General features: G+C 62.1%; 19 protein-coding genes. 7 read left to right on the top strand and 12 right to left on the bottom strand.

Annotated features, from left to right (window positions below):
* Positions 1 to 12: 12 nt before the first annotated feature.
* The 5 genes from rng to mreB form a co-directional block, all read right to left on the bottom strand.
* Positions 13 to 1470, bottom strand: coding sequence for a ribonuclease G (gene rng / locus DTP52_RS11855; protein WP_018613976.1), 1458 nt, complete (start codon positions 1468 to 1470; stop codon positions 13 to 15).
* Between the two features lie 55 nt (positions 1471 to 1525).
* Positions 1526 to 2122, bottom strand: a complete 597-nt coding sequence (locus DTP52_RS11850; RefSeq protein ID WP_109753538.1) for a nucleoside triphosphate pyrophosphatase — start codon at positions 2120 to 2122, stop codon at positions 1526 to 1528.
* A gap of 37 nt (positions 2123 to 2159) precedes the next feature.
* Positions 2160 to 2648 carry a rod shape-determining protein MreD gene (gene mreD / locus DTP52_RS11845; protein ID WP_003197820.1) on the bottom strand — a complete coding sequence of 163 codons (489 nt, stop codon included), beginning with the start codon at positions 2646 to 2648 and terminating at the stop codon, positions 2160 to 2162.
* A complete protein-coding gene (gene mreC / locus DTP52_RS11840; protein ID WP_109753537.1) occupies positions 2645 to 3787 on the bottom strand; it encodes a rod shape-determining protein MreC in 1143 nt (380 codons plus the stop codon). The genes mreD and mreC overlap by 4 nt, the downstream gene beginning before the upstream one ends.
* Before the next feature lie 140 nt (positions 3788 to 3927).
* On the bottom strand, positions 3928 to 4965 hold the full coding sequence (gene mreB, locus DTP52_RS11835) for a rod shape-determining protein MreB (RefSeq protein WP_002555108.1): 1038 nt from the start codon (positions 4963 to 4965) through the stop codon (positions 3928 to 3930).
* Between the two features lie 214 nt (positions 4966 to 5179).
* On the opposite strand from mreB, the gene gatC reads away from it, so the two are divergent.
* The 6 genes from gatC (at position 5180) to DTP52_RS11805 (ending at position 10439) form a co-directional block, all read left to right on the top strand.
* Complete coding sequence (gene gatC, locus DTP52_RS11830) at positions 5180 to 5467, top strand: Asp-tRNA(Asn)/Glu-tRNA(Gln) amidotransferase subunit GatC (RefSeq protein ID WP_003197816.1); 288 nt, start codon at positions 5180 to 5182, stop codon at positions 5465 to 5467.
* A gap of 16 nt (positions 5468 to 5483) precedes the next feature.
* Positions 5484 to 6935, top strand: a complete 1452-nt coding sequence (gene gatA, locus DTP52_RS11825; protein WP_109753536.1) for an Asp-tRNA(Asn)/Glu-tRNA(Gln) amidotransferase subunit GatA — start codon at positions 5484 to 5486, stop codon at positions 6933 to 6935.
* A gap of 10 nt (positions 6936 to 6945) precedes the next feature.
* The gene (gatB, locus tag DTP52_RS11820) at positions 6946 to 8391 is read left to right on the top strand and encodes an Asp-tRNA(Asn)/Glu-tRNA(Gln) amidotransferase subunit GatB (protein ID WP_109753535.1); all 1446 of its coding nucleotides are present in this window, start codon (positions 6946 to 6948) and stop codon (positions 8389 to 8391) included.
* Between the two features lie 182 nt (positions 8392 to 8573).
* The gene (locus tag DTP52_RS11815) at positions 8574 to 8951 is read left to right on the top strand and encodes a septal ring lytic transglycosylase RlpA family protein (RefSeq protein ID WP_109753719.1); all 378 of its coding nucleotides are present in this window, start codon (positions 8574 to 8576) and stop codon (positions 8949 to 8951) included.
* Positions 8952 to 9000: 49 nt separating this feature from the next.
* Complete coding sequence (locus DTP52_RS11810) at positions 9001 to 10062, top strand: calcium/sodium antiporter (RefSeq protein WP_109753534.1); 1062 nt, start codon at positions 9001 to 9003, stop codon at positions 10060 to 10062.
* Complete coding sequence (locus DTP52_RS11805) at positions 10059 to 10439, top strand: carboxymuconolactone decarboxylase family protein (RefSeq protein ID WP_076383558.1); 381 nt, start codon at positions 10059 to 10061, stop codon at positions 10437 to 10439. The genes DTP52_RS11810 and DTP52_RS11805 overlap by 4 nt, the downstream gene beginning before the upstream one ends.
* A 131-nt stretch (positions 10440 to 10570) precedes the next feature.
* Here DTP52_RS11805 and DTP52_RS11800 read toward each other — a convergent pair whose 3' ends face one another.
* The 5 genes from DTP52_RS11800 to kdgD form a co-directional block, all read right to left on the bottom strand.
* Positions 10571 to 11512 carry an AEC family transporter gene (locus DTP52_RS11800; RefSeq protein WP_109753533.1) on the bottom strand — a complete coding sequence of 314 codons (942 nt, stop codon included), beginning with the start codon at positions 11510 to 11512 and terminating at the stop codon, positions 10571 to 10573.
* A 257-nt stretch (positions 11513 to 11769) separates the two neighbouring features.
* Positions 11770 to 13323 carry a galactarate dehydratase gene (garD, locus tag DTP52_RS11790; protein WP_109753531.1) on the bottom strand — a complete coding sequence of 518 codons (1554 nt, stop codon included), beginning with the start codon at positions 13321 to 13323 and terminating at the stop codon, positions 11770 to 11772.
* 13 nt (positions 13324 to 13336) lie between these two features.
* Positions 13337 to 14701: an MFS transporter gene (locus tag DTP52_RS11785; RefSeq protein ID WP_109753530.1), complete on the bottom strand. Its 1365-nt coding sequence runs from the start codon at positions 14699 to 14701 to the stop codon at positions 13337 to 13339.
* 86 nt (positions 14702 to 14787) lie between these two features.
* A complete protein-coding gene (locus DTP52_RS11780; protein ID WP_060739176.1) occupies positions 14788 to 16233 on the bottom strand; it encodes an aldehyde dehydrogenase family protein in 1446 nt (481 codons plus the stop codon).
* A gap of 129 nt (positions 16234 to 16362) precedes the next feature.
* A complete protein-coding gene (gene kdgD, locus DTP52_RS11775; RefSeq protein WP_109753529.1) occupies positions 16363 to 17274 on the bottom strand; it encodes a 5-dehydro-4-deoxyglucarate dehydratase in 912 nt (303 codons plus the stop codon).
* A 366-nt stretch (positions 17275 to 17640) separates the two neighbouring features.
* Between kdgD and DTP52_RS11770 the strand changes: the two genes are divergently transcribed.
* Positions 17641 to 17982 (top strand): hypothetical protein, encoded by a 342-nt coding sequence (locus DTP52_RS11770; protein ID WP_109753528.1) that lies wholly within the window; start codon positions 17641 to 17643, stop codon positions 17980 to 17982.
* A gap of 240 nt (positions 17983 to 18222) precedes the next feature.
* On the opposite strand, the gene DTP52_RS11765 is transcribed toward DTP52_RS11770, so the two are convergent.
* Both DTP52_RS11765 and DTP52_RS11760 read right to left on the bottom strand, forming a co-directional pair.
* On the bottom strand, positions 18223 to 18969 hold the full coding sequence (locus DTP52_RS11765; protein WP_072410832.1) for a FadR/GntR family transcriptional regulator: 747 nt from the start codon (positions 18967 to 18969) through the stop codon (positions 18223 to 18225).
* 277 nt (positions 18970 to 19246) lie between these two features.
* Complete coding sequence (locus DTP52_RS11760; RefSeq protein WP_109753527.1) at positions 19247 to 20974, bottom strand: ABC transporter ATP-binding protein/permease; 1728 nt, start codon at positions 20972 to 20974, stop codon at positions 19247 to 19249.
* Between the last annotated feature and the right edge of the window lie 16 nt (positions 20975 to 20990).

Genomic DNA, 20990 nt, shown 5'->3' with positions numbered 1-20990 from the left:
TTCCCAAGCTCTTCAGAGCAACACCACGTCGTATTGTTCCTGGGAATACATGGTTTCCACCTGGAAGCGAATCGTGCGCCCGATAAATGCTTCCAACTCCGCGACATTACCTGACTCCTCGTCGAGCAGGCGATCGACCACTTTCTGGTTGGCCAACACTCTATAGCCGGTCGCCTGGTAGGCGCGCGCCTCCCGGAGGATTTCGCGGAAGATTTCGTAACACACGGTTTCCGGAGTCTTGAGCTTGCCGCGGCCCTGGCAACTGCTGCACGGTTCGCACAGCACCTGCTCAAGGCTTTCGCGGGTGCGCTTGCGGGTCATCTGCACCAAGCCCAACTCGGTGATCCCGATGATGTTGGTCTTGGCGTGATCGCGTTCGAGTTGTTTTTCCAGGGTCCGCAGCACCTGGCGCTGGTGCTCTTCATCTTCCATGTCGATGAAGTCGATGATGATGATCCCGCCCAGGTTACGCAGGCGCAGTTGCCGGGCGATGGCGGTGGCGGCTTCCAGGTTGGTCTTGAAGATAGTTTCTTCCAGGTTGCGATGGCCGACGAACGCTCCGGTGTTGACGTCGATGGTGCTCATGGCTTCGGCCGGATCGACCACCAGGTAACCGCCGGACTTGAGCGGCACCTTGCGTTCCAGGGCCTTCTGGATTTCATCTTCGACGCCATACAGATCGAAAATCGGTCGCTCGCCAGGGTAATGCTCGAGGCGGTCGGCGATTTCCGGCATCAGCTCGGCGACGAACTGGGTGGTTTTCTGGAAGGTTTCCCGGGAGTCGATGCGAATTTTCTCGATCTTGGGGCTGACCAGATCCCGCAGCGTACGTAGCGCCAGGCCCAGGTCTTCGTAGATCACGCTGGGGGTGGCGATGGTCTTGATCTGCGCGGCGATCTGGTCCCAGAGCCTGCGCAGGTAGCGGATGTCCATGAGGATTTCATCGGCCCCGGCCCCTTCGGCGGCGGTACGCAGGATGAAACCACCGGCTTCCTTGATGCCTTCTTTTTCCACGCAGTCGCTGACCACCTGCTTGAGGCGCTCGCGCTCGGCTTCGTCTTCGATTTTCAGGGAAATGCCGACGTGGGCGGTGCGCGGCATGTACACCAGGTAGCGTGACGGAATCGACAGTTGCGTGGTCAGGCGCGCGCCCTTGGAGCCGATGGGGTCCTTGGTGACCTGCACTACCAGGCTCTGGCCTTCATGGACCAGCGCGCTGATGCTCTCCACGGCCGGCCCTTCGCGCATGGAAATTTCCGACGCATGGATGAACGCCGCGCGGTCCAGGCCTATATCGACGAAGGCCGCCTGCATGCCCGGCAGCACCCGCACCACCTTGCCTTTATAGATATTGCCGACGATGCCACGCTTTTGCGTGCGCTCGACGTGGACCTCTTGCAGCACACCGTTTTCAACCACCGCCACGCGCGATTCCATCGGCGTGATGTTGATCAGGATCTCTTCACTCATGGCAGGGTCTCGTTCAGGCATGTTCACGATTATGGCCGCATCAGTCAGACGGCGCTCAGCGCGCGCTCAAGGTTTGCCAACAGGGTATGCCGAAATGGCCCAGTAGTTCTGCGGTTTCGCACAGCGGCAGGCCGACCACGGCCGAATAACTGCCCTCAAGCCCGGCGACAAAAACCGCCCCCAAACCCTGGATGCCATAGCCGCCGGCCTTGTCCCGGGGTTCGCCACTGGCCCAGTAGGCCGCCGCTTCCTGCTCCGTGATCGAACGAAAGCGCACCAGGCTGCGCACCACGCGAGATTCGCAATGCTGCCCATCCAGTATGGCGATGGCGGTCAGTACTTCATGTTCGCGACCGGACAGGCTCAAGAGCATCGTCATGGCGTCGGCCTGGTCCAGTGGCTTGCCGAGAATCCGCCCATCCAGCACCACGGCGGTGTCGGCGCCCAGCACGCAGCCATCCACATCGGCGCGCAGGGCCCGTCGCCCAGCCTCGGCCTTGCCGCGCGCCAAGCGCTCGACATAGGCCGATGGGGTTTCGTGAGCCAGGGGAGTTTCGTCGATGTCCGCGCTGACGGCGGTAAACGGTACGCCGATCTGCGTGAGCAGCTCACGCCGACGCGGTGAGCCTGAGGCGAGGTAAAGCGGCTTCATCAAGACATCTCCCTATCAAGGCCAATGCCTGACCGAATCAGTTGATTTTGAAACGCAAACGCAGGCCACGCAAACCGAAGCTCACCCAAGGCCAGAGCAAGGCGCTGACCAGAGCCGGCAGCACCAGGGCCAGGGTCGGCTGGCGATTGCCGGTCAGTGCGCTGAGCCACAGTTGCACCAGTTGCGCCAGGCCAAAGATCACCAGGATCACCAGGCACTGTTGCCACATGGGGAACATTCGCAGGCGTTGTTGCAGCGACAGCACCAGGAAGGTGATCAACGTCAGGATCAGCGCGTTCTGCCCCAGCAGCGTGCCATAGAGCACATCCTCGGCCAGGCCCAGACACCAGGCGGTGACCATGCCGACCTTGTGCGGCAAGGCCAGTGCCCAGAAGGCCAGCAACAGGGCCAGCCACAGTGGGCGCAGGATTTCCATGAACTGCGGCAGCGGCGAAACGCTGAGCAACAGGCCGATGGCGAAGGTCAGCCAGACCATCCAGCCGTTACCGGATTGGGTACTGCTCATTCTTCTCGTGCTCCCCTGGTGGCTGGCGCGGTGTCCGGCGTGGAGGCTGGCGGCTTGGCGGCGGGCCGGGCAGGCTGGAACGCCGGCGCGTGAGTGCTCGAACGGGTCGGTTTCGCAGCGGGCGTAGCCGGTGCAGCGGCCGGCGCGGGTGTCGGTGCCGCCGGTGCCGCCGGTGCAGCCGATGCAGGCACTTGTGGCTTGGGCACGGTGGCAGGGACTGGCGCCGGAGCGGCTGGTGCCGGGGCAGCCGACTCACCGCCCTGCCGGTCCTGGGCCTCCTGGGCCGCGGCGGCATCGTTGGCCCGCTCTTCCGGCGTGCGGTTGTCACTGAAGACCAGCAACAGGTAGCGGCTGCGATTCAGGGCCGCCGTCGGCACCGCGCGCACGATGGCGAACGGCTGGCCGGAGTCATGGATGACTTCCTTGACCGTCGCCACCGGATACCCAGCCGGGAAGCGCTGGCCAAGACCGGAGCTGACCAGCAGGTCGCCTTCCTTGATGTCGGCGGTATCGGCCACGTGCCGCAGCTCCAGGCGTTCCGGGTTGCCGGTGCCGCTGGCGATCGCCCGCAGGCCGTTGCGGTTGACCTGCACCGGAATGCTGTGGGTGGTATCGGTCAGCAACAGGACGCGGGAGGTATAAGGCATCAACTCCACCACCTGGCCCATCAGGCCACGGGCATCGAGCACCGGCTGGCCGAGGACCACACCGTCACGCTCGCCCTTGTTGATCAGGATGCGGTGGGTGAAGGGGTTGGGGTCCATGCCGATCAACTCGGCCACTTCGACCTTCTCGTTGACCAGCGCGGAAGAGTTGAGCAACTCGCGCAGCCGAACGTTCTGCTCGGTGAGGGCCGCCAGCTTCTGCATGCGTCCCTGCAACAGCAGGTTTTCGGTCTTGAGTTTTTCGTTTTCGGCGACCAGCTCGGTCCGGCTGCCAAACTGACTGGCCACACCTTGCCACAACCGCTGCGGTAGATCGGTGATCCAGTAGGATTCCATCAACACCAGCGACATCTGGCTGCGCACTGGCTTGAGCACCGTGAAACGGGCATCGACCACCATCAGCGCGACCGATAGCACGGTCAGCACCAACAGGCGCACACCCAATGAGGGGCCTTTGGCGAAAAGCGGTTTAATAGGCCGCTCCTCCCAGGCAAATGTTTTCTTTATTCATACGGCATCAAACCGGCCTGGATACGAATGACAGAAGATAAACGCCAACGGGCAGCACTGCAAAGTGCTGCCCGGGAGCGAACAACATAGACGATCCAGCCAACTTATTCGCTGGAGAGCAGGTCCATGGTGTGCTTGTCCATCATTTCCAATGCACGGCCACCGCCGCGGGCAACGCAGGTCAACGGGTCTTCGGCCACGATCACCGGCAGGCCGGTTTCCTGGGCCAGCAGTTTGTCGAGGTCACGCAGCAGTGCGCCACCACCGGTCAGCACCAGGCCGCGCTCGGCGATATCCGATGCCAGCTCCGGCGGCGACTGTTCCAGGGCGCTCTTGACGGCCTGGACGATGGTCGCCAACGACTCTTGCAGCGCTTCGAGCACTTCGTTGGAGTTGAGGGTAAAGGCCCGTGGAACGCCTTCGGCCAGGTTACGGCCGCGTACGTCGACTTCACGCACTTCACCGCCCGGGTAGGCCGTGCCGATTTCCTGCTTGATACGCTCGGCGGTGGATTCGCCGATCAGGCTGCCGTAGTTGCGACGCACATAAGTGATGATCGCTTCGTCGAAACGGTCGCCGCCCACACGCACGGATTCGGCATAGACCACACCGTTGAGGGAGATCAGCGCGATTTCAGTGGTACCGCCACCGATGTCAACGACCATCGAGCCACGGGCTTCTTCCACCGGCAGACCGGCACCGATGGCAGCGGCCATGGGTTCTTCGATCAGGAACACTTCACGGGCACCGGCACCGAGGGCCGACTCACGGATAGCCCGACGCTCTACCTGGGTGGACTTGCATGGAACGCAGATCAGCACGCGAGGGCTGGGCTGCAGGAAGCTGTTTTCGTGAACCTTGTTGATGAAGTACTGCAGCATCTTTTCGCAGACGCTGAAGTCGGCGATCACGCCGTCCTTCATCGGACGAATGGCCGCGATGTTGCCCGGTGTACGGCCCAGCATGCGCTTGGCTTCGGTGCCGACAGCCACGACGCTCTTCTGGTTACCGTGGGTGCGGATGGCCACGACCGAGGGTTCATTCAGGACGATACCGCGCTCGCGCACGTAAATAAGGGTGTTGGCAGTGCCCAGGTCAATGGAGAGATCGCTGGAAAACATGCCACGCAGTTTCTTGAACATGGGAAAGGGACCCTAGGCAACGCGTGGGTAAAAAAGTGCGGCAAACTCTAACAACGACAGGGATTTTGGGCAAGGCGCCAATATGTTAAATTGGCCGCTTTTCTGTGCACCAAACCCCACAATCGCGGCCGTAAGGCCGTAGAAATGCGGTAGTGTTCCGACAATCTAACACACGGACAGACTGCGTCCGTTTTGTTTTCCACTGGAGAATCCCATGGCGCTTGAACGCTCCGACGTGGAAAAAATCGCTCATCTGGCCTGTCTGGGCCTCAATGAAGCCGATCTTCCACACATCACTTCTGCCCTGAACAGCATTCTGGGGCTGGTCGACGAGATGCAGGCGGTCAATACCGACGGCATCGAACCACTGGCTCACCCACTGGAAGCCAGCCAGCGCCTGCGCGCCGACGTCGTGACCGAGTCCAATCACCGCGAGGCCTACCAGTCCATCGCACCAGCGGTCGAAAACGGCCTGTACCTGGTTCCGAAAGTCATCGACTAAAGGGAAAGAGCCTCTCATGCATCACATGACCCTGGCCGAGATCGCCCGCGGACTCGCCGACAAGAAGTTTTCCTCCGAAGAACTGACCAAGGTCCTGCTGGCGCGCATCGCCCAGCTCGACCCGCAGCTCAACAGCTTCATCAGCCTCACCGAAGAGCTGGCCCTGGGCCAGGCCAAGGCCGCCGACGCCCGGCGCGCCAACGGTGAGAGCGGCGCCCTGCTCGGTGCGCCGATCGCCCATAAAGACCTGTTCTGCACCCAGGGCATCCGTACCAGTTGCGGCTCGAAGATGCTCGACAACTTCAAGGCACCGTACGACGCCACCGTGGTCGCCAAGCTGGCCGCCGCCGGCACCGTGACCCTGGGCAAGACCAACATGGACGAATTCGCCATGGGTTCGGCCAACGAGTCGAGCTACTACGGCGCGGTCAAGAACCCGTGGAACCGGGAACACGTACCGGGCGGTTCGTCCGGCGGTTCGGCCGCCGCCGTGGCCGCGCGCCTGCTGCCAGCCGCTACCGCCACCGACACCGGCGGCTCGATTCGCCAACCAGCGGCGTTCACCAACCTCACAGGCCTCAAGCCCACCTACGGCCGCGTCTCGCGCTGGGGCATGATCGCCTACGCCTCCAGCCTCGACCAGGGTGGCCCGCTGGCGCGCACTGCCGAAGACTGCGCGATCCTGCTGCAAGGCATGGCTGGCTTCGACCCGAACGACTCCACCAGCATCGATGAACCGGTGCCGGACTACAGCGCCAGCCTAAACGGCTCGCTGCAGGGCCTGCGCATCGGCGTACCGAAGGAATACTTCAGCGCCGGTCTCGACCCGCGCATCGCCGAGCTGGTGCACAACAGCGTCAAGGCGCTGGAGAAGCTCGGCGCGGTCATCAAGGAAATCAGCCTGCCGAACATGCAGCACGCAATTCCCGCGTACTACGTGATCGCCCCGGCGGAAGCGTCCTCGAACCTGTCGCGCTTCGACGGCGTGCGCTTCGGCTATCGCTGCGAGAACCCGGAAAACCTGATCGACCTGTACAAGCGTTCCCGCGGCGAAGGCTTCGGCGCCGAAGTGCAGCGCCGGATCATGGTCGGCGCCTACGCGCTGTCCGCCGGCTACTACGATGCCTACTACCTCAAGGCGCAGAAAATCCGCCGCCTGGTGAAGAACGACTTCATGGCCGCCTTCAACGAAGTCGACATCATCCTCGGCCCGACCACGCCGAACCCGGCCTGGAAACTCGGCGCCAAGAACAGCGACCCGGTCGCCGAGTACCTGGAAGACGTCTACACCATCACCGCCAACCTCGCCGGCTTGCCGGGCCTGTCCATGCCGGCCGGCTTCGTCGATGGCCTGCCGGTGGGCGTACAGCTGCTCGCGCCGTATTTCCAGGAAGGCCGCCTGTTGAACGTTGCCCATCAGTATCAGCTGAACACTGACTGGCACACCCGCACCCCAACCGGCTTCTGAGGAGAAACACATGCAATGGGAAGTCGTGATCGGGCTGGAGATTCATACCCAGCTCACCACCCGGTCGAAAATCTTTTCCGGTAGCTCCACCACGTTCGGCTCCGAGCCCAACACCCAGGCCAGCCTGGTCGACCTGGGCATGCCCGGCGTGCTGCCGGTGCTCAACGCCGAAGCGGTGCGCATGGCGGTGATGTTCGGCCTGGCGATTGACGCCGAGATCGGCCAGCACAACGTGTTCGCCCGCAAGAACTACTTCTACCCGGACCTGCCCAAGGGCTACCAGATCAGCCAGATGGAACTGCCGATCGTTGGCAAGGGCCACCTGGACATCGCCCTGGAAGACGGCACGGTCAAGCGCGTCGGCATCACCCGGGCGCACCTGGAAGAAGACGCCGGCAAGAGCCTGCACGAAGAATTCAACGGCGCCACCGGCATCGACCTGAACCGTGCCGGCACGCCGCTGCTGGAAATCGTCTCCGAGCCGGACATGCGCAGCGCCAAGGAGGCCGTGGCCTACGTCAAGGCGATCCACGCGCTGGTGCGTTACCTGGGTATCTGCGACGGCAACATGGCCGAAGGCTCGCTGCGCTGCGACTGCAACGTGTCGATCCGCCCCAAGGGCCAGGCCGAGTTCGGCACCCGCTGCGAGATCAAGAACGTCAACTCGTTCCGCTTCATCGAGAAGGCGATCAACAGCGAGATCCAGCGCCAGATCGAACTGATCGAGGACGGCGGCAAGGTCATCCAGCAGACCCGCCTGTACGACCCGAACAAGGACGAGACCCGTCCGATGCGCAGCAAGGAAGAAGCCAACGACTACCGTTACTTCCCCGATCCGGACCTGCTGCCGGTGGTCATCGAGGACTCGTTCCTCAATGATGTACGCGCCACCCTGCCGGAGCTGCCACCGCAAAAACGCGAGCGCTTCCAGGCGCAGTTCGGGCTGTCGAGCTATGACGCCAACGTCCTGGCCACCAGCCGCGAACAGGCCGATTACTTCGAGAAAGTCGTGAGCATCGGCGGCGACGCCAAGCTGGCGGCCAACTGGGTGATGGTGGAGCTGGGCAGCCTGTTGAACAAGCAGGGCCTGGAAATCGACCAGTCGCCGGTCTCGGCCGAGCAATTGGGCGGCATGCTGCTGCGGATCAAGGACAACACCATCTCCGGCAAGATCGCCAAGATGGTCTTCGAAGCCATGGCCAATGGTGAAGGCAGCGCCGACGAGATCATCGAGAAGCGCGGCCTGAAGCAAGTCACCGACACCGGTGCGATCAGCGCCGTGCTCGATGAAATGCTCGCGGCCAACGCCGAGCAGGTCGAACAGTACCGTGCGGCAGACGAAGCCAAGCGCGGCAAGATGTTCGGCTTCTTCGTCGGCCAGGCCATGAAAGCCTCCAAGGGCAAGGCCAACCCGCAGCAGGTCAACGAACTGCTCAAAAGCAAGCTCGAGGGCTGATAGCCATGGAGCCAGTACCGGTATCTGGCTCGGACACCTGTGGCGAGGGAGCTTGCTCCCGCTGGGCTGCGCAGCAGCCCCTCAATCCGGCAGCGGAAATGGGGGCCGCTGCGCGCCCCAGCGGGAGCAAGCTCCCTCGCCACAATGCATTCCACAACCCCATTGATGTGGGAACCCCGAACATGAAGCGTCTCCTCGGCGCCTGCGCCCTGCTGTCCCTGCTGGCCGGTTGCGCCAGCCAGAGCGGGACGGTCGATCCACACGGCTACGACCAGACCGGCGTCGCCTCTTATTACGGTGCAAAACACCACGGCAAGCGCACCGCCAGCGGCGAGCGTTTCAACCAGAATGGCCTGACCGCCGCCCATCGCCAGTTGCCGTTCGGCACACGAGTGAAAATCACCAACCTGGGCAACAATAACAGCGTGGTGGTGCGCATCAACGACCGTGGCCCATACTCTCGAGGCCGCCTGATCGACGTATCCCGCGAAGCAGCCGAGCAACTGGGCATGTTGCGCAGCGGAACCGCACGGGTGCGCGTGCAAGCCCTCGACGATTGATAGACGGAGCCCGGCCATTTCCCTACTCACCGCCCTACCGCTGCTCAGCCTGATCGAACTGTTCGGCGCCCTGCTGTTGCTGGTCGGCGGTGCCGAGCTACTGGTACGCGCCGCCGTGGGCCTGGCGGCACGCTTGCAAATCCGGCCGCTGATCATCGGCCTGAGCGTCGTAGCCTTCGGCAGCAGTGCGCCGCAAATGGCCGTCAGCCTGCAGGCGACCCTGGCGCAGAACGCCGACATCGCCGTGGGCAGCGTGATCGGTAGCAGCATCTTCAACATCCTCGTCACCCTCGGGCTGTCGGCGCTGATCATTCCGCTGCGCGTTTCGCGCCAACTGGTGCGCCTGGACATCCCGTTGATGATCGGTGCCAGCCTGCTGGTGTTCGTGCTGGCCTGGAACGAAGAACTGACCCGACTGGACGGCGTATGGCTGCTGGTGGCCCTGGCGGTGTACCTGGGCCTGTTGCTGCGCCAGTCCCGGCATTCGGCACGACCGCACACCGTGGGTATCGACATGGCGCAGATGTCCTGGCCCAAAAGCCTGGCGATGATCGTGACGGGCCTGACGATGCTGGTTTTCGCCGGGCACCTGCTGTTGGGTGCGGCGGTGGAAGTGGCGACGGACCTGGGGCTGTCGGAGCGAATCATCGGCCTGACCATCGTCGCCGTCAGTACCTCACTGCCGGAACTCGCCACCTCGCTGATCGCCGCCCTGCGGGGGCAGCGGGACATCGCGGTGGGCAACGTGATCGGCAGCAACCTGTTCAACCTGCTGGGTGTACTGGGGGTGACCGCCCTGGCGGCACCCTCGCCATTGTCGGTCTCGCCCAACGCCCTGGATTTCGACCTGCCGGTAATGCTCGGCGTCGCTGTGCTGTGCCTGCCGGTGTTCTATTCCGGTTACCGTGTCACCCGTGCCGAAGGCCTGCTGTTCCTGGGCTTGTACCTGGCCTATGGGCTGCATGTGGTGGCGTTCACCACCGGCATGCCCCTGGCCGGCCAACTGGAACGGCTGATGCTGTTCTATGTGCTGCCGACCCTGCTCGCGTTTTTGCTGTTCACCTCCCTGCGCGCCTGGCGCCGCCAACACCACAAGAGGGATTTGCCATGACCGACACTCCAAAGACCGGCCTGGACATGCGTCGCCAGGTCATGGGCGACGCGTTCGTCGACCGCGCCCTGGGCAACGCCACCGAATTCACCCAACCGTTGCAGGACTTCGTCAACGAACATGCCTGGGGCAGCGTCTGGAGCCGCGAAGGCCTGCCGCTGAAGACCCGCAGCCTGATCACCCTGGCCGCCCTCACCGCCCTCAAATGCCCGCAGGAATTGAAAGGCCACGTACGTGGCGCGCTGAACAATGGCTGCACGGTGGAAGAGATTCGCGAGGCGTTGCTGCATTGCGCGGTGTATGCGGGCGTGCCGGCGGCAATCGATGCGTTTCGGGCGGCGCAGGAAGTGATCGATAGTTATCAGAAATCTGAGTGACCGTTAGATCGCTATCGCGAGCAGGCTCGCTCCCACAGTGGATTTTCGGTGTACATAAAATTCCGATACACCTGCTCTGTGGGAGCGAGCCTGCTCGCGATTGGGCCTAAAGAACACCACAACCTTCGAACCTAGATCCACCCACCCCACTGCAACACAAAAATCCCCAGGTTGGTGGTAATCGCTGCCATCAAGGTGGTGATGACGATGATCGCCGCCGCCAGTTCATGGTTGCCATCGGCTGCCCGGGCCATGACGAAGCTGGCGGCGGCGGTGGGGCTGCCGAAGTACAGGAACAGGATCCCCAGCTCCGCCCCGCGAAAGCCCCAGAGCCAGGCGCCGAGGGTGGTCAACAGTGGCAAGCCGACCATTTTCACCAGGCTCGAACTCAAGGCCATCTTGCCGCTCTTGCGCAAGGCCGCCAGCGACAGTGTGCCGCCGATGCAGATCAGCGCCAGGGGCAAGGTCATTTGCGACAAGTACTTGGCCGAGGTCTCGAACCAGTTCGGCAGGCCGATCTGCCAGTAGGCGAACGGCGTGGCGACAATCACACTGATGATCAGCGGGTTGCTGATCACGCTTTTGCAGATGCTCCACGGGTCGGACTTGATCACTGGGCTGTAGACCGCCAGCACGATGGTCGACAAGGTGTTGTAGAACAGGATCACCAGCGCCGCGAGAATCGCCCCCAGGGAAATCCCGTAGTCGCCGTACATGCTCGCCGCCAGCGCCAGGCCGATGACGCCGTTGTTGCCGCGAAACGCACCTTGGGTGTAGATGCCGCGATCTTCCCGCGGGCATCGCCAGATCGCCCAGCCCCAGGCCATGGCGAAACTCGCCAGGGTAGCGACGGAGAAATAGATCAGCAGGTCAGGCTGCAACGCCGCATGCAGGTCGGCATGGAGGATGCCGAGGAACAACAGCGCCGGCATGGTGACGTTGAACACCAGGGACGAGGCGATGTGGATGAAGTTGTCGTTGATCCAGTCGATGCGCTTGAGCAACACCCCCAGAAACAGCATGGCAAACACCGGCGCGGTGACGTTCAGGGTTTCGAGGAAAATTGCCAGCATGCCGAGGACCTTCAGAGGGGTGTCGTTAGGTGGCTAATGATAAGCCACTCACGGCATTGGCGTCTGGTAGAGCGTTATCGCGAGCAGGCTCGCTCCCACATTTATTCTGCGCCAAACACAGAATCCACATTCACCCTACATCCCTGTGGGAGCGGGCTTGCTCGCGAAGACGTCGGCACATCCAACATCCATGCAAGCTGATCCATCGCTTTCGCGAGCAAGCCCGCTCCCACATTGGTTCTTCAGTGGGCAGCGGATCAGGTAATCGGCGCCGGGTTGAACAAGGTGATGTCGTTGTACAGCTTGTGCCGCTCGGCCCAGGTCTGTTTCTTGCCGCTGGCCACGTCCAGGTAGTAGTGGAATAGCTCCCAGCCCAGCTCCTCAATGGTGGCGCGTCCGGTGGCAATCCGGCCGGCGTCGATGTCGATCAGGTCCGGCCAGCGCTGGGCCAGTTCGGTGCGGGTCGAGACCTTCACCACTGGGGCCATGGCCAAGCCGTACGGCGTGCCGCGACCGGTAGTGAAGACATGCAGGTTCATCCCCGCCGCCAGTTGCAGCGTGCCGCAGACGAAATCACTGGCCGGTGTGGCGCAAAAGATCAGGCCCTTTTGCTTGAACCGCTCGCCCGGGCCGAGCACGCCATTGATCGCGCTGCTGCCCGACTTGACGATCGAGCCGAGGGATTTCTCGACGATGTTCGACAGCCCGCCCTTCTTGTTGCCCGGCGTGGTGTTGGCGCTGCGATCGGCCTCGCCCTTGGCCAGGTAGCGGTCGTACCAGTCCATTTCCCGCACCAGTTCCTGGGCCACCTCCTGGGTTTGTGCCCGGGAGGTCAGCAGGTAGATCGCATCGCGCACTTCGGTGACTTCGGAGAACATCACCGTCGCCCCCGCGCGCAACAGCAGGTCCGAGGCATAGCCCAGCGCCGGGTTGGCGGTGATGCCGGAAAACGCATCGCTGCCACCGCACTGCATGCCCAGGATCAGCTCCGAGGCTGGCACGGTTTCGCGACGGCGCTGGTCGAGCTTCTTCAAGCGAGTCTCGGCCAGCTCCATGATCTGTTCGATCATTTCGGTGAAGCCGTGACTGGAATCCTGCAAGCGATACAACCACGGCTCGCTGAGGTCCACCGAACTGTCGTTCTCATGCATCACCTGCCCGGCCTGCAATTTCTCGCAGCCCAGGCTGATCACCAGTGCTTCGCCACCCAGGTTCGGGTTGCGCGCCAGGTTACGCACGGTGCGGATCGGGATGTAGGCGTCGGTGGCGGTGATCGCCACGCCACAGCCGTAGCTGTGGGTCAGCGCCACCACGTCATCGACGTTCGGGTATTTGGGCAGCAATTCGTCCTTGATGCGCTTGACCGCATGGTCCAGCACCCCGGTCACGCACTGCACCGTGGTGGTGATGCCCAGGATGTTGCGCGTGCCGACGGTACCGTCGGCGTTGCGATAGCCCTCGAAGGTGTAGCCCTCCAGCGGCGCATCGGCCACCGGCACGTCGGTGGACAGCGGCAAGCTGTCCAGCGGCGGCGCGGTGGGCATGCGCAGTTGGTCTTCCTTGACCCAGCTGCCACGGGGAATCGGTTGCAGCGCATAGCCGATGACCTGGCCGTAGCGAATCACCTCGCCGCCCTCGGGAATGTCCACCAGGGTGACCTTGTGACTCTGCGGCACGAAGTCGACGGTGACCAGCCCGTCCGGGAACGCGGTTCCGGCCGGTACGCCCTGGTCATTGACGACGATCACCACGTTGTCCCGCTCATGCAGGCGGATGTAACGGGGCGAATCGGCATGTTCAATCAGTTGCATTGACGCCGCTCCTTCAGGATTTAGCTTCAGACAGGCTGGAGATGTCGGCATCCTTGGCCGTGGGTTCCTTGAGCACGACACGCTTGATCGGCCCAACGATGACCAGGTAGCTGAACACCGCCACCAGCGCGTTGCAACCAACGAACACCAGTGCCCACTTGAACGAACCGGTGGCGCTGATGATGTAGCCGATGACGATTGGTGTCGTGATCGATGCCAAGTTGCCGAAGGTGTTGAACAGGCCACCGCTCAGGCCAGCGATCTGTTTTGGCGACGTATCGGAGACCACGGCCCAGCCCAGTGCGCCGACGCCTTTACCGAAGAAGGCCAGGGCCATGAAGCCCACTACCATCCATTCGATGTCGACGTAGTTGCACGCCACGATGCTGCTGGACACCAGCAGGCCGGCGATGATCGGCGTCTTGCGGGCGAAGGTCAGCGAGTGGCCCTTGCGCAGCAGGTAATCGGAAATCACCCCGCCCAGCACGCCGCCGATGAAACCGCAGATCGCCGGCAAGGACGCAATGAAACCGGCCTTGAGGATGGTCATGCCACGTTCCTGCACCAGGTACACCGGGAACCAGGTCAGGAAGAAGTAGGTGATACCGTTGATGCAGTATTGGCCCAGGTACACGCCGAGCATCATGCGGTTGGTCAGCAGTTGGCGGATGTAATCCCACTTCGGACCGTCGGCTTTCTTTTCCTTGCCCTTGTCCTGGTCCATATCGACCATCGCACCATTGGCAGCGATGTGATTGAACTCGGCCTCGTTGATCATCGGATGCTGACGCGGGCTGTAGATCACCTTCAGCCAGATCAGCGAGAACACGATGCCGATCACACCCATCACGATGAACACGTGCTGCCAGCCGAAGCGGTAGACGATCCAGCCCATCAGCGGTGCGAACAACACTGTGGCGAAATACTGCGCCGAGTTGAAGATCGCCGAGGCGGTGCCGCGTTCTGCGGTAGGGAACCAGGCGGCGACGATCCGTGCGTTGCCGGGGAAGGACGGCGCTTCGGCCAGCCCTACCAGGAAGCGCAGCATGAACAGCGCAACCACAGCCGTGGACATGCCGAATTCACCGACATAGCCTTGCAGCACGGTGAACAGCGACCAGGTGAAAATGCTCAAGGCATAGATTTTTTTCGACCCGAAACGGTCGAGCAGCCAGCCGCCGGGAATCTGCCCGGCCACGTAGGCCCAGCCGAAAGCGGAGAAGATATAACCGAGGGTGACGGCGTCGATGCCGAGGTCTTTTTGCAGGCTGGAGCCTGCGATGGCGATGGTGGCACGGTCGGCATAGTTGATCGTCGTCACCAGGAACAGCATGAGCAGGATCAAATAGCGGACGTGAGTCGGCTTGGTCGCTTGCATGTAAAAGTACTCCCACTATTTATTTTTATGCGGGTCAGCAGATTGTACGGCCGGGGCTGGAAATCCAGCTCCGGCCGGTGTTGCGTTTACGATCCGATGTAAGAGGTCTTCACCACGGTGTAGAACTCTTGCGCGTAGCGACCTTGCTCACGCGAACCATAGGACGAACCTTTGCGCCCGCCGAATGGCACGTGGTAATCCACGCCGGCGGTCGGCAGGTTGACCATCACCATGCCCGCCTGGGAATGGCGCTTGAAGTGATTGGCATACTTCAACGAGGTGGTGGCGATACCGGCGGACAGACCGAACTCGGTGTCGTTGGCCATCGCCAGCGCCGCCTCGTAGTCGGCCACACGCACGACGTTTGCCACCGGGCCGAAGATCTCTTCGCGGCTGATGCGCATAGAGGCTTCGCTGTCGGCGAACAGGGTCGGCGCCAGGAAATAACCTTCGGTGTCGCACGTCACCAGGCCACCGCCGCTGACCAGCCGCGCGCCTTCACTCTGGCCGATGTCGATGTACTTCAAGTCCTGGCTGAGCTGGGCTTCGGAAACCACGGGGCCAATGTCAGTACCAGCCTTCAACGCATGACCGACCTTGATCGACTGCATGCGCTCGGCCATGGCCGCGACGAACTTGTCGTGGATGCCGGCGGTGACGATCAGGCGGCTCGAAGCCGTGCAACGCTGGCCGGTGGAGTAGAACGCGCTCTGCACCGCCAGTTCGACGGCCTGCTTGAGGTCGGCGTCGTCGAGGATGATCTGCGGGTTCTTGCCGCCCATCTCCAACTGCACCTTGGCTTGGCGCGACACGCAGTTGACCGCGATCTGCCGGCCCACACCCACCGAACCGGTAAAGCTGATGCCGTCGACTTTCGGGCTGTTGACCAGCACTTCGCCGACCACGCGGCCGCTGCCCATCACCAGGTTGAACGCACCGGCCGGGAAACCGGCGCGGGAAATGATCTCGGCCAGGGCCCAGGCGCAGCCCGGCACCAACTCGGCGGGTTTGATCACCACGCAGTTACCGTAGGCCAGGGCCGGAGCGATTTTCCACGCGGGGATGGCGATCGGGAAGTTCCACGGGGTGATCAGACCGACCACACCGAGGGCTTCGCGGGTCACTTCGACGTTGACGCCCGGGCGCACCGACGGCACGTAATCGCCCGAAAGGCGCAGGCATTCACCGGCGAAGAACTTGAAGATGTTACCGGCGCGGGTCACTTCGCCAATGGCTTCGGGCAGGGTCTTGCCCTCTTCCCGGGCCAGCAGTTGGCCGAGTTCTTCACGGCGGGCGAGGATCTCGCTGCCGACTTTGTCCAGCGCATCATGACGGGCCTGGATGCCCGAGGTCGACCAGGCCGGGAACGCGGCGCGGGCGGCTTCGATGGCGGCATTGACTTGCGCTGCATCAGCCTTGGCGTATTCACCAATGACATCGGACAAGTCAGACGGGTTGATGTTGGTGCAATAGTCGGCACCGGCCACCCACTGACCGTTGATGTAGTTATCGAAACGCTTTGAATCTGCCACGGAGCTACTCCTTCTACAAAAGCTGTCTAGGGACGCATAGCGTCCCTGGTGGCATTCCCACCTGGAGCGTGGGGACGAACAAACCTTACGTAAAAAGCCGCTGATTACTCAGCGGCCTCATCGGGTTTGTTACTGCTTGCCTTGCTTGTCGATCAGCGCGGCCAGGGCTTCGTATTCTTCTGGCAGCAGGTCGGTCAGCGGGGTGCGCACAGGGCCCGCGTCATAGCCAACGATCTTCGCGCCAGCCTTGACGATGCTCACCGCGTAACCGGCCTTGCGGTTGCGGATGTCCAGGTAAGGCAGGAAGAAGTCGTCGATGATCTTGCCCACGGTTTCGTGATCGTCGCGGGCAATGGCGTGGTAGAAGTCCATCGCGGTTTTCGGGATGAAGTTGAACACCGCCGAGGAGTACACCGGCACGCCCAGGGCCTTGTAGGCCGCGGCGTAGACTTCCGCAGTCGGCAGGCCGCCCAGGTAGCTGAAGCGATCGCCAAGACGACGACGGATCGACACCATCAGTTCGATATCGCCCAGGCCATCCTTGTAGCCGATCAGGTTCGGGCAGCGCTCGGCCAGTTGTTCCAACTGAGTGGCGTTCAGGCGGCAGACGTTGCGGTTGTACACCACCACGCCGATCTTCACCGATTTGCACACGGCTTCAACGTGGGCGGCAACGCCGTCCTGGCTGGCTTCGGTCAGGTAGTGCGGCAGCAGCAACAGGCCTTTGGCACCCAGGCGCTCGGCTTCTTGAGCGTATTCGATGGCCTGGCGGGTGGCACCGCCGACACCGGCAAGGATTGGCACGCTGGTGGCGCAGGTATCGACAGCGGTCTTGATGACCTGCGAATACTCGCTGCCGGCCAGGGAGAAGAATTCACCGGTGCCGCCCGCTGCGAACAGTGCAGAGGCGCCATACGGGGCCAGCCACTCGAGGCGCTTGATGTAGCTGTCGCGATTGAAATCGCCTTGGGCAGTGAAATCGGTGACCGGGAACGACAGCAGGCCAGACGAGAGGATGGACTTCAGTTCTTGTGGATTCATTATTCGAACACCCTGGGACGCAAATGATGTGTATGAAATGGTTAAGCTTCGGCCAGAAGTTGTAGGTCATCGTACAACTTAAAATGTGAACGTCAACTGCATTTCGTCTTTTGTCGGGTGCCGGGGCTGGGGGATTTGTCGCGAAGCCTTGTAAATCGGGACTTTGAGGGGATTGGAAGAGGATGAAACTTGTCGGCCGAGGCCGGGACCATTCATCGCCACTGTCAACTCTGCCAGTAGGCATCGCCACAGCAAGGGGGGCATAACCCCCGTATGGCCGCGCCACGCCCGGCCGTGTGCTTTTTCAATCTTTTAGTGAGCCCGCCCGCACGCGACGACCAGGGCCGCCTCACAGGGAGTGAAATCATGACGACGTATGCGAAGCCGACGCTTCAGGATTTTCCAGCCAATGAAGAGGTCACGATCCGCTTGTCGAAGATCGAGACGTTGACCATAGAGATTCCGAATGCAGATTTCGAACCGAACTCGTCAGCCCAATTGACCCTCGACTCCAAACGTGTGGGCGCTTTTGCCACCCTGACTGAGGGCGAGGAGTCTACGCCACGCAAGGATGTGACATTGACTTTAACCAACGCCGACTTGATGGCATTCGAAGGCAAATTGGTTGAGCTTCGTTACGAGGTCAGTTACGAGGCCGGCTGGGACAACGATCAATCCGAGCCGCAAATGTTGCGGGTTGAGGCATAAGGCTGGTCGCCTACTATCAGACAGACACCCAGATACAAAGCCAGACACCATTCTCTTGTGGCGAGGGGATTTATCCCCGCTGGGGCGCGAAGCGCCCCCAAACTGATACCTCTGGATATCAGGATTGGGTCGACTGCTTTGGGGCTGCTTCGCAGCCCAGCGGGGATAAATCCCCTCGCCACAGAAATCATGCCCCGGTCCAGCCAGAACAGTGACTCACCTCTTCTCAACTGGCAGAACCTAACCCTGCGCCTGCGCCTCTTCATGGGCCTGGCGCAGCCGCTCACGGCTGTTGGTCAGGTGCAAGCGCATGGCCGCCCGGGCGGCGTCGGAGTCCTGGCGGGCGATGGCTTCGTAGATTTCCTCGTGCTCGCGGCTCAGGCGATCCATGTAGTGCTGGTGGTCATCGTGGGCCAGGCGCGCCGAGTTCAGCCGGGTGCGCGGGATGATGCTGGTGCCCAGGTGGGTCATGATGTCGGTGAAATAACGGTTGCCGGTGGACAGGGCGATTTCCAGGTGGAAGGCGAAGTCCGAAGCCACCGCATCGCTGGCATGGGCGGCGCTTTCCTTCAAGGCATCGAGGGCGGCGCGCATCGTCGCCAGTTGCTCATCGCTACGGCGCTGCGCCGCCAGCCCAGCGGACTCCACTTCCAGGCTGATGCGCAACTCCAGGATCGCCAGCACGTCCCGCAAGGTGACCACCGTGGCCGGGTCGATGCGGAAACCGCTCGGGCTCGGGGTGTCCAGCACGAAGGTGCCGATGCCGTGGCGGGTTTCCACCTGGCCGGCCGCCTGCAACCGGGAAATCGCCTCGCGCACCACGGTGCGGCTGACGCCATGGGCTTCCATGATCGCCGACTCGGTTGGCAATTTATCGCCACGCTTGAGCAGACCGTCGCGAATCTGCTCGGTCAGCACCGTCACCAGCTCCTGCGCCAGGCTGCGGCGTTTGCGGGGAAGGCGTGGTACGTCGATCGGGTTTTCCATGGGTCTGTGTCTCGGCAAGCGGCTGAATGGCATCATCATAGCGCAACGTGGTTGTACGATCACCGTGGGTGCGGTGGCAAGTCTGGTACTGACACCGAGTCGCCTTCATCGCGAGCAGGCTCGCTCCCACATTGGATCGGTTGCGTAGCTAAATATCACGATCAACACAAATCCAGTGTGGGAGCGGGCTTGCTCGCGAAAGCGGTTGTCCGATACATCAATATCAACTGACCCACCGCCTTCGCGAGCAAGCTCGCTCCCACAGGTTTTGTAGTGTTCAGGCGGTCACGGTGCGCTCCACCAGTTGGCCATTTTCGATCCGCACATGTCGCGGGTGGAAACGTTTCAAACTGCTTCGATGGCCAACGCTGACAATGCTCAGGCCCGGCAACTGGTCGATCAGCGCCTGGTACAGCGTCGCCTCGTCTTCTTCATCCATCGCCGACGTGGCTTCGTCCATGTACAACCATTGCGGGGCATAAAGCAATGCACGAGCAAACGCCAGGCGCTGTTGCTCACCGGGCGAGAGCATGCGCTGCCAGTGATTGCTTTCATCCAGCCGCGGGACCAGGTGCGGCAGGCGGCAGGTTTCCAGCACCTGTGCATAACGTTCGTTGGGGTAGACGTCGCCAGCCTGTGGATAACTCAGCACTTCGCGCAGGCTGCCAATCGGCAGATAGGGTTTCTGCGGCAGGAACAGATAACGCGCCGCCGGAAGCCGGATCGTCCCGTGCCCCGCTGGCCACAAATGCCCCATCGCACGAAACAGGGTGGATTTGCCGCTGCCGGAACGACCGCTGAGCATGACCCGCTCGCCCGGCGCCACGCTCATGTCGGCGTTATCAAGCAAATGACGGCCGTCGGCCAGGTCCAGCCCCAGGTTGCGCACCTTCAATGCGTCGCCCTGGTTTTGCACGTCGATGGCCGGCACACGGTCTTCGTTGTCGCTCATGGCCTGGCGGAAGCTCAGCAGACGATCACAGGTGGCGCGCCACGCGGCGAGGTCGGCGTAGGCACTGATGAACCAGCTGAAATTCTCCTGCACATTGCCGAACGCCGAGTTGATCTGCATGAGCTCGCCCAGTTGGATCTTGCCGGCGAAGTAACGCGGCGCGGCGACGATGAACGGGAAGATGATCGCGATCTGGCCATAGCCGGAAGTGAAGAACGTCAGGCGCTTGGACACTCGCATGATGTCCCAGAAGTTATGCCAGACCAGGCCGAAACGCCCGCTCAGGCGGCGGTTCTCGTTCGGTTCGCCGTTGTACAGCGCAATGCTCTCGGCGTTTTCACGCACCCGCACCATGGAGAAACGCAGGTCGGCTTCGAAGCGTTGCTGGTTGTTGTTCAGCCCGATCAGGCGACGGCCGATCAGGTGCGTCAGCCAACTGCCCACCGCCGCGTACACCAGTGCGCACCAGAACATGTAGCCCGGGATGGTGTAGCCGAACACTTCGATGCTGCCCGAAACGCCCCACAAAATGATCGAGAACGACACCAGGCTGACCACGGTCCGCAGCAGCCCCAAGCCCAGGCTCAGGGTATTGGTGGTGAAGCTGTTGAGGTCTTCGGAAATCCGCTGGTCCGGGTTATCGGTATAACCGCCCTGCTCCAGCCGGTAATAGTTCTTGTCATTGAGCCAACGGGCAAAGTGCTGCTCCGTCAGCCAGGCCCGCCAGCGAATGGTGAGCATCTGCGTCAGGTACAAGCGGTACACCGCGCCCAGGATCGCCACCGCCGCAATGCCGCAGAAATACAGGATCAACTGCCAGAACGCCGCGCTGTTCTTCTCTTGCAGGGCGTTGTAGAAATCCTTGTACCAACTGTTGATCCACACCGAGATAGCCACGCTGAACAGCGACAGCGCGATGACAGCGATCAACAACGTCCAGGCCTTGCCCTTCTCCTCACTGCGCCAGTATGGCGTGGTCATTTGCCAGACACGACGGAAAAACTGCCCGCGCACCGCGTCATTGACCGCGGAATATTCAGCGTTCTGATTCATGGTTAAGGCTCAATAG

This window comes from Pseudomonas sp. 43mfcvi1.1, from assembly GCF_900115935.1.
GTDB classification, from domain to species: Bacteria; Pseudomonadota; Gammaproteobacteria; order Pseudomonadales; family Pseudomonadaceae; genus Aquipseudomonas; species Aquipseudomonas bijieensis.
This window is presented reverse-complemented; position numbering and strand designations above follow the sequence as displayed.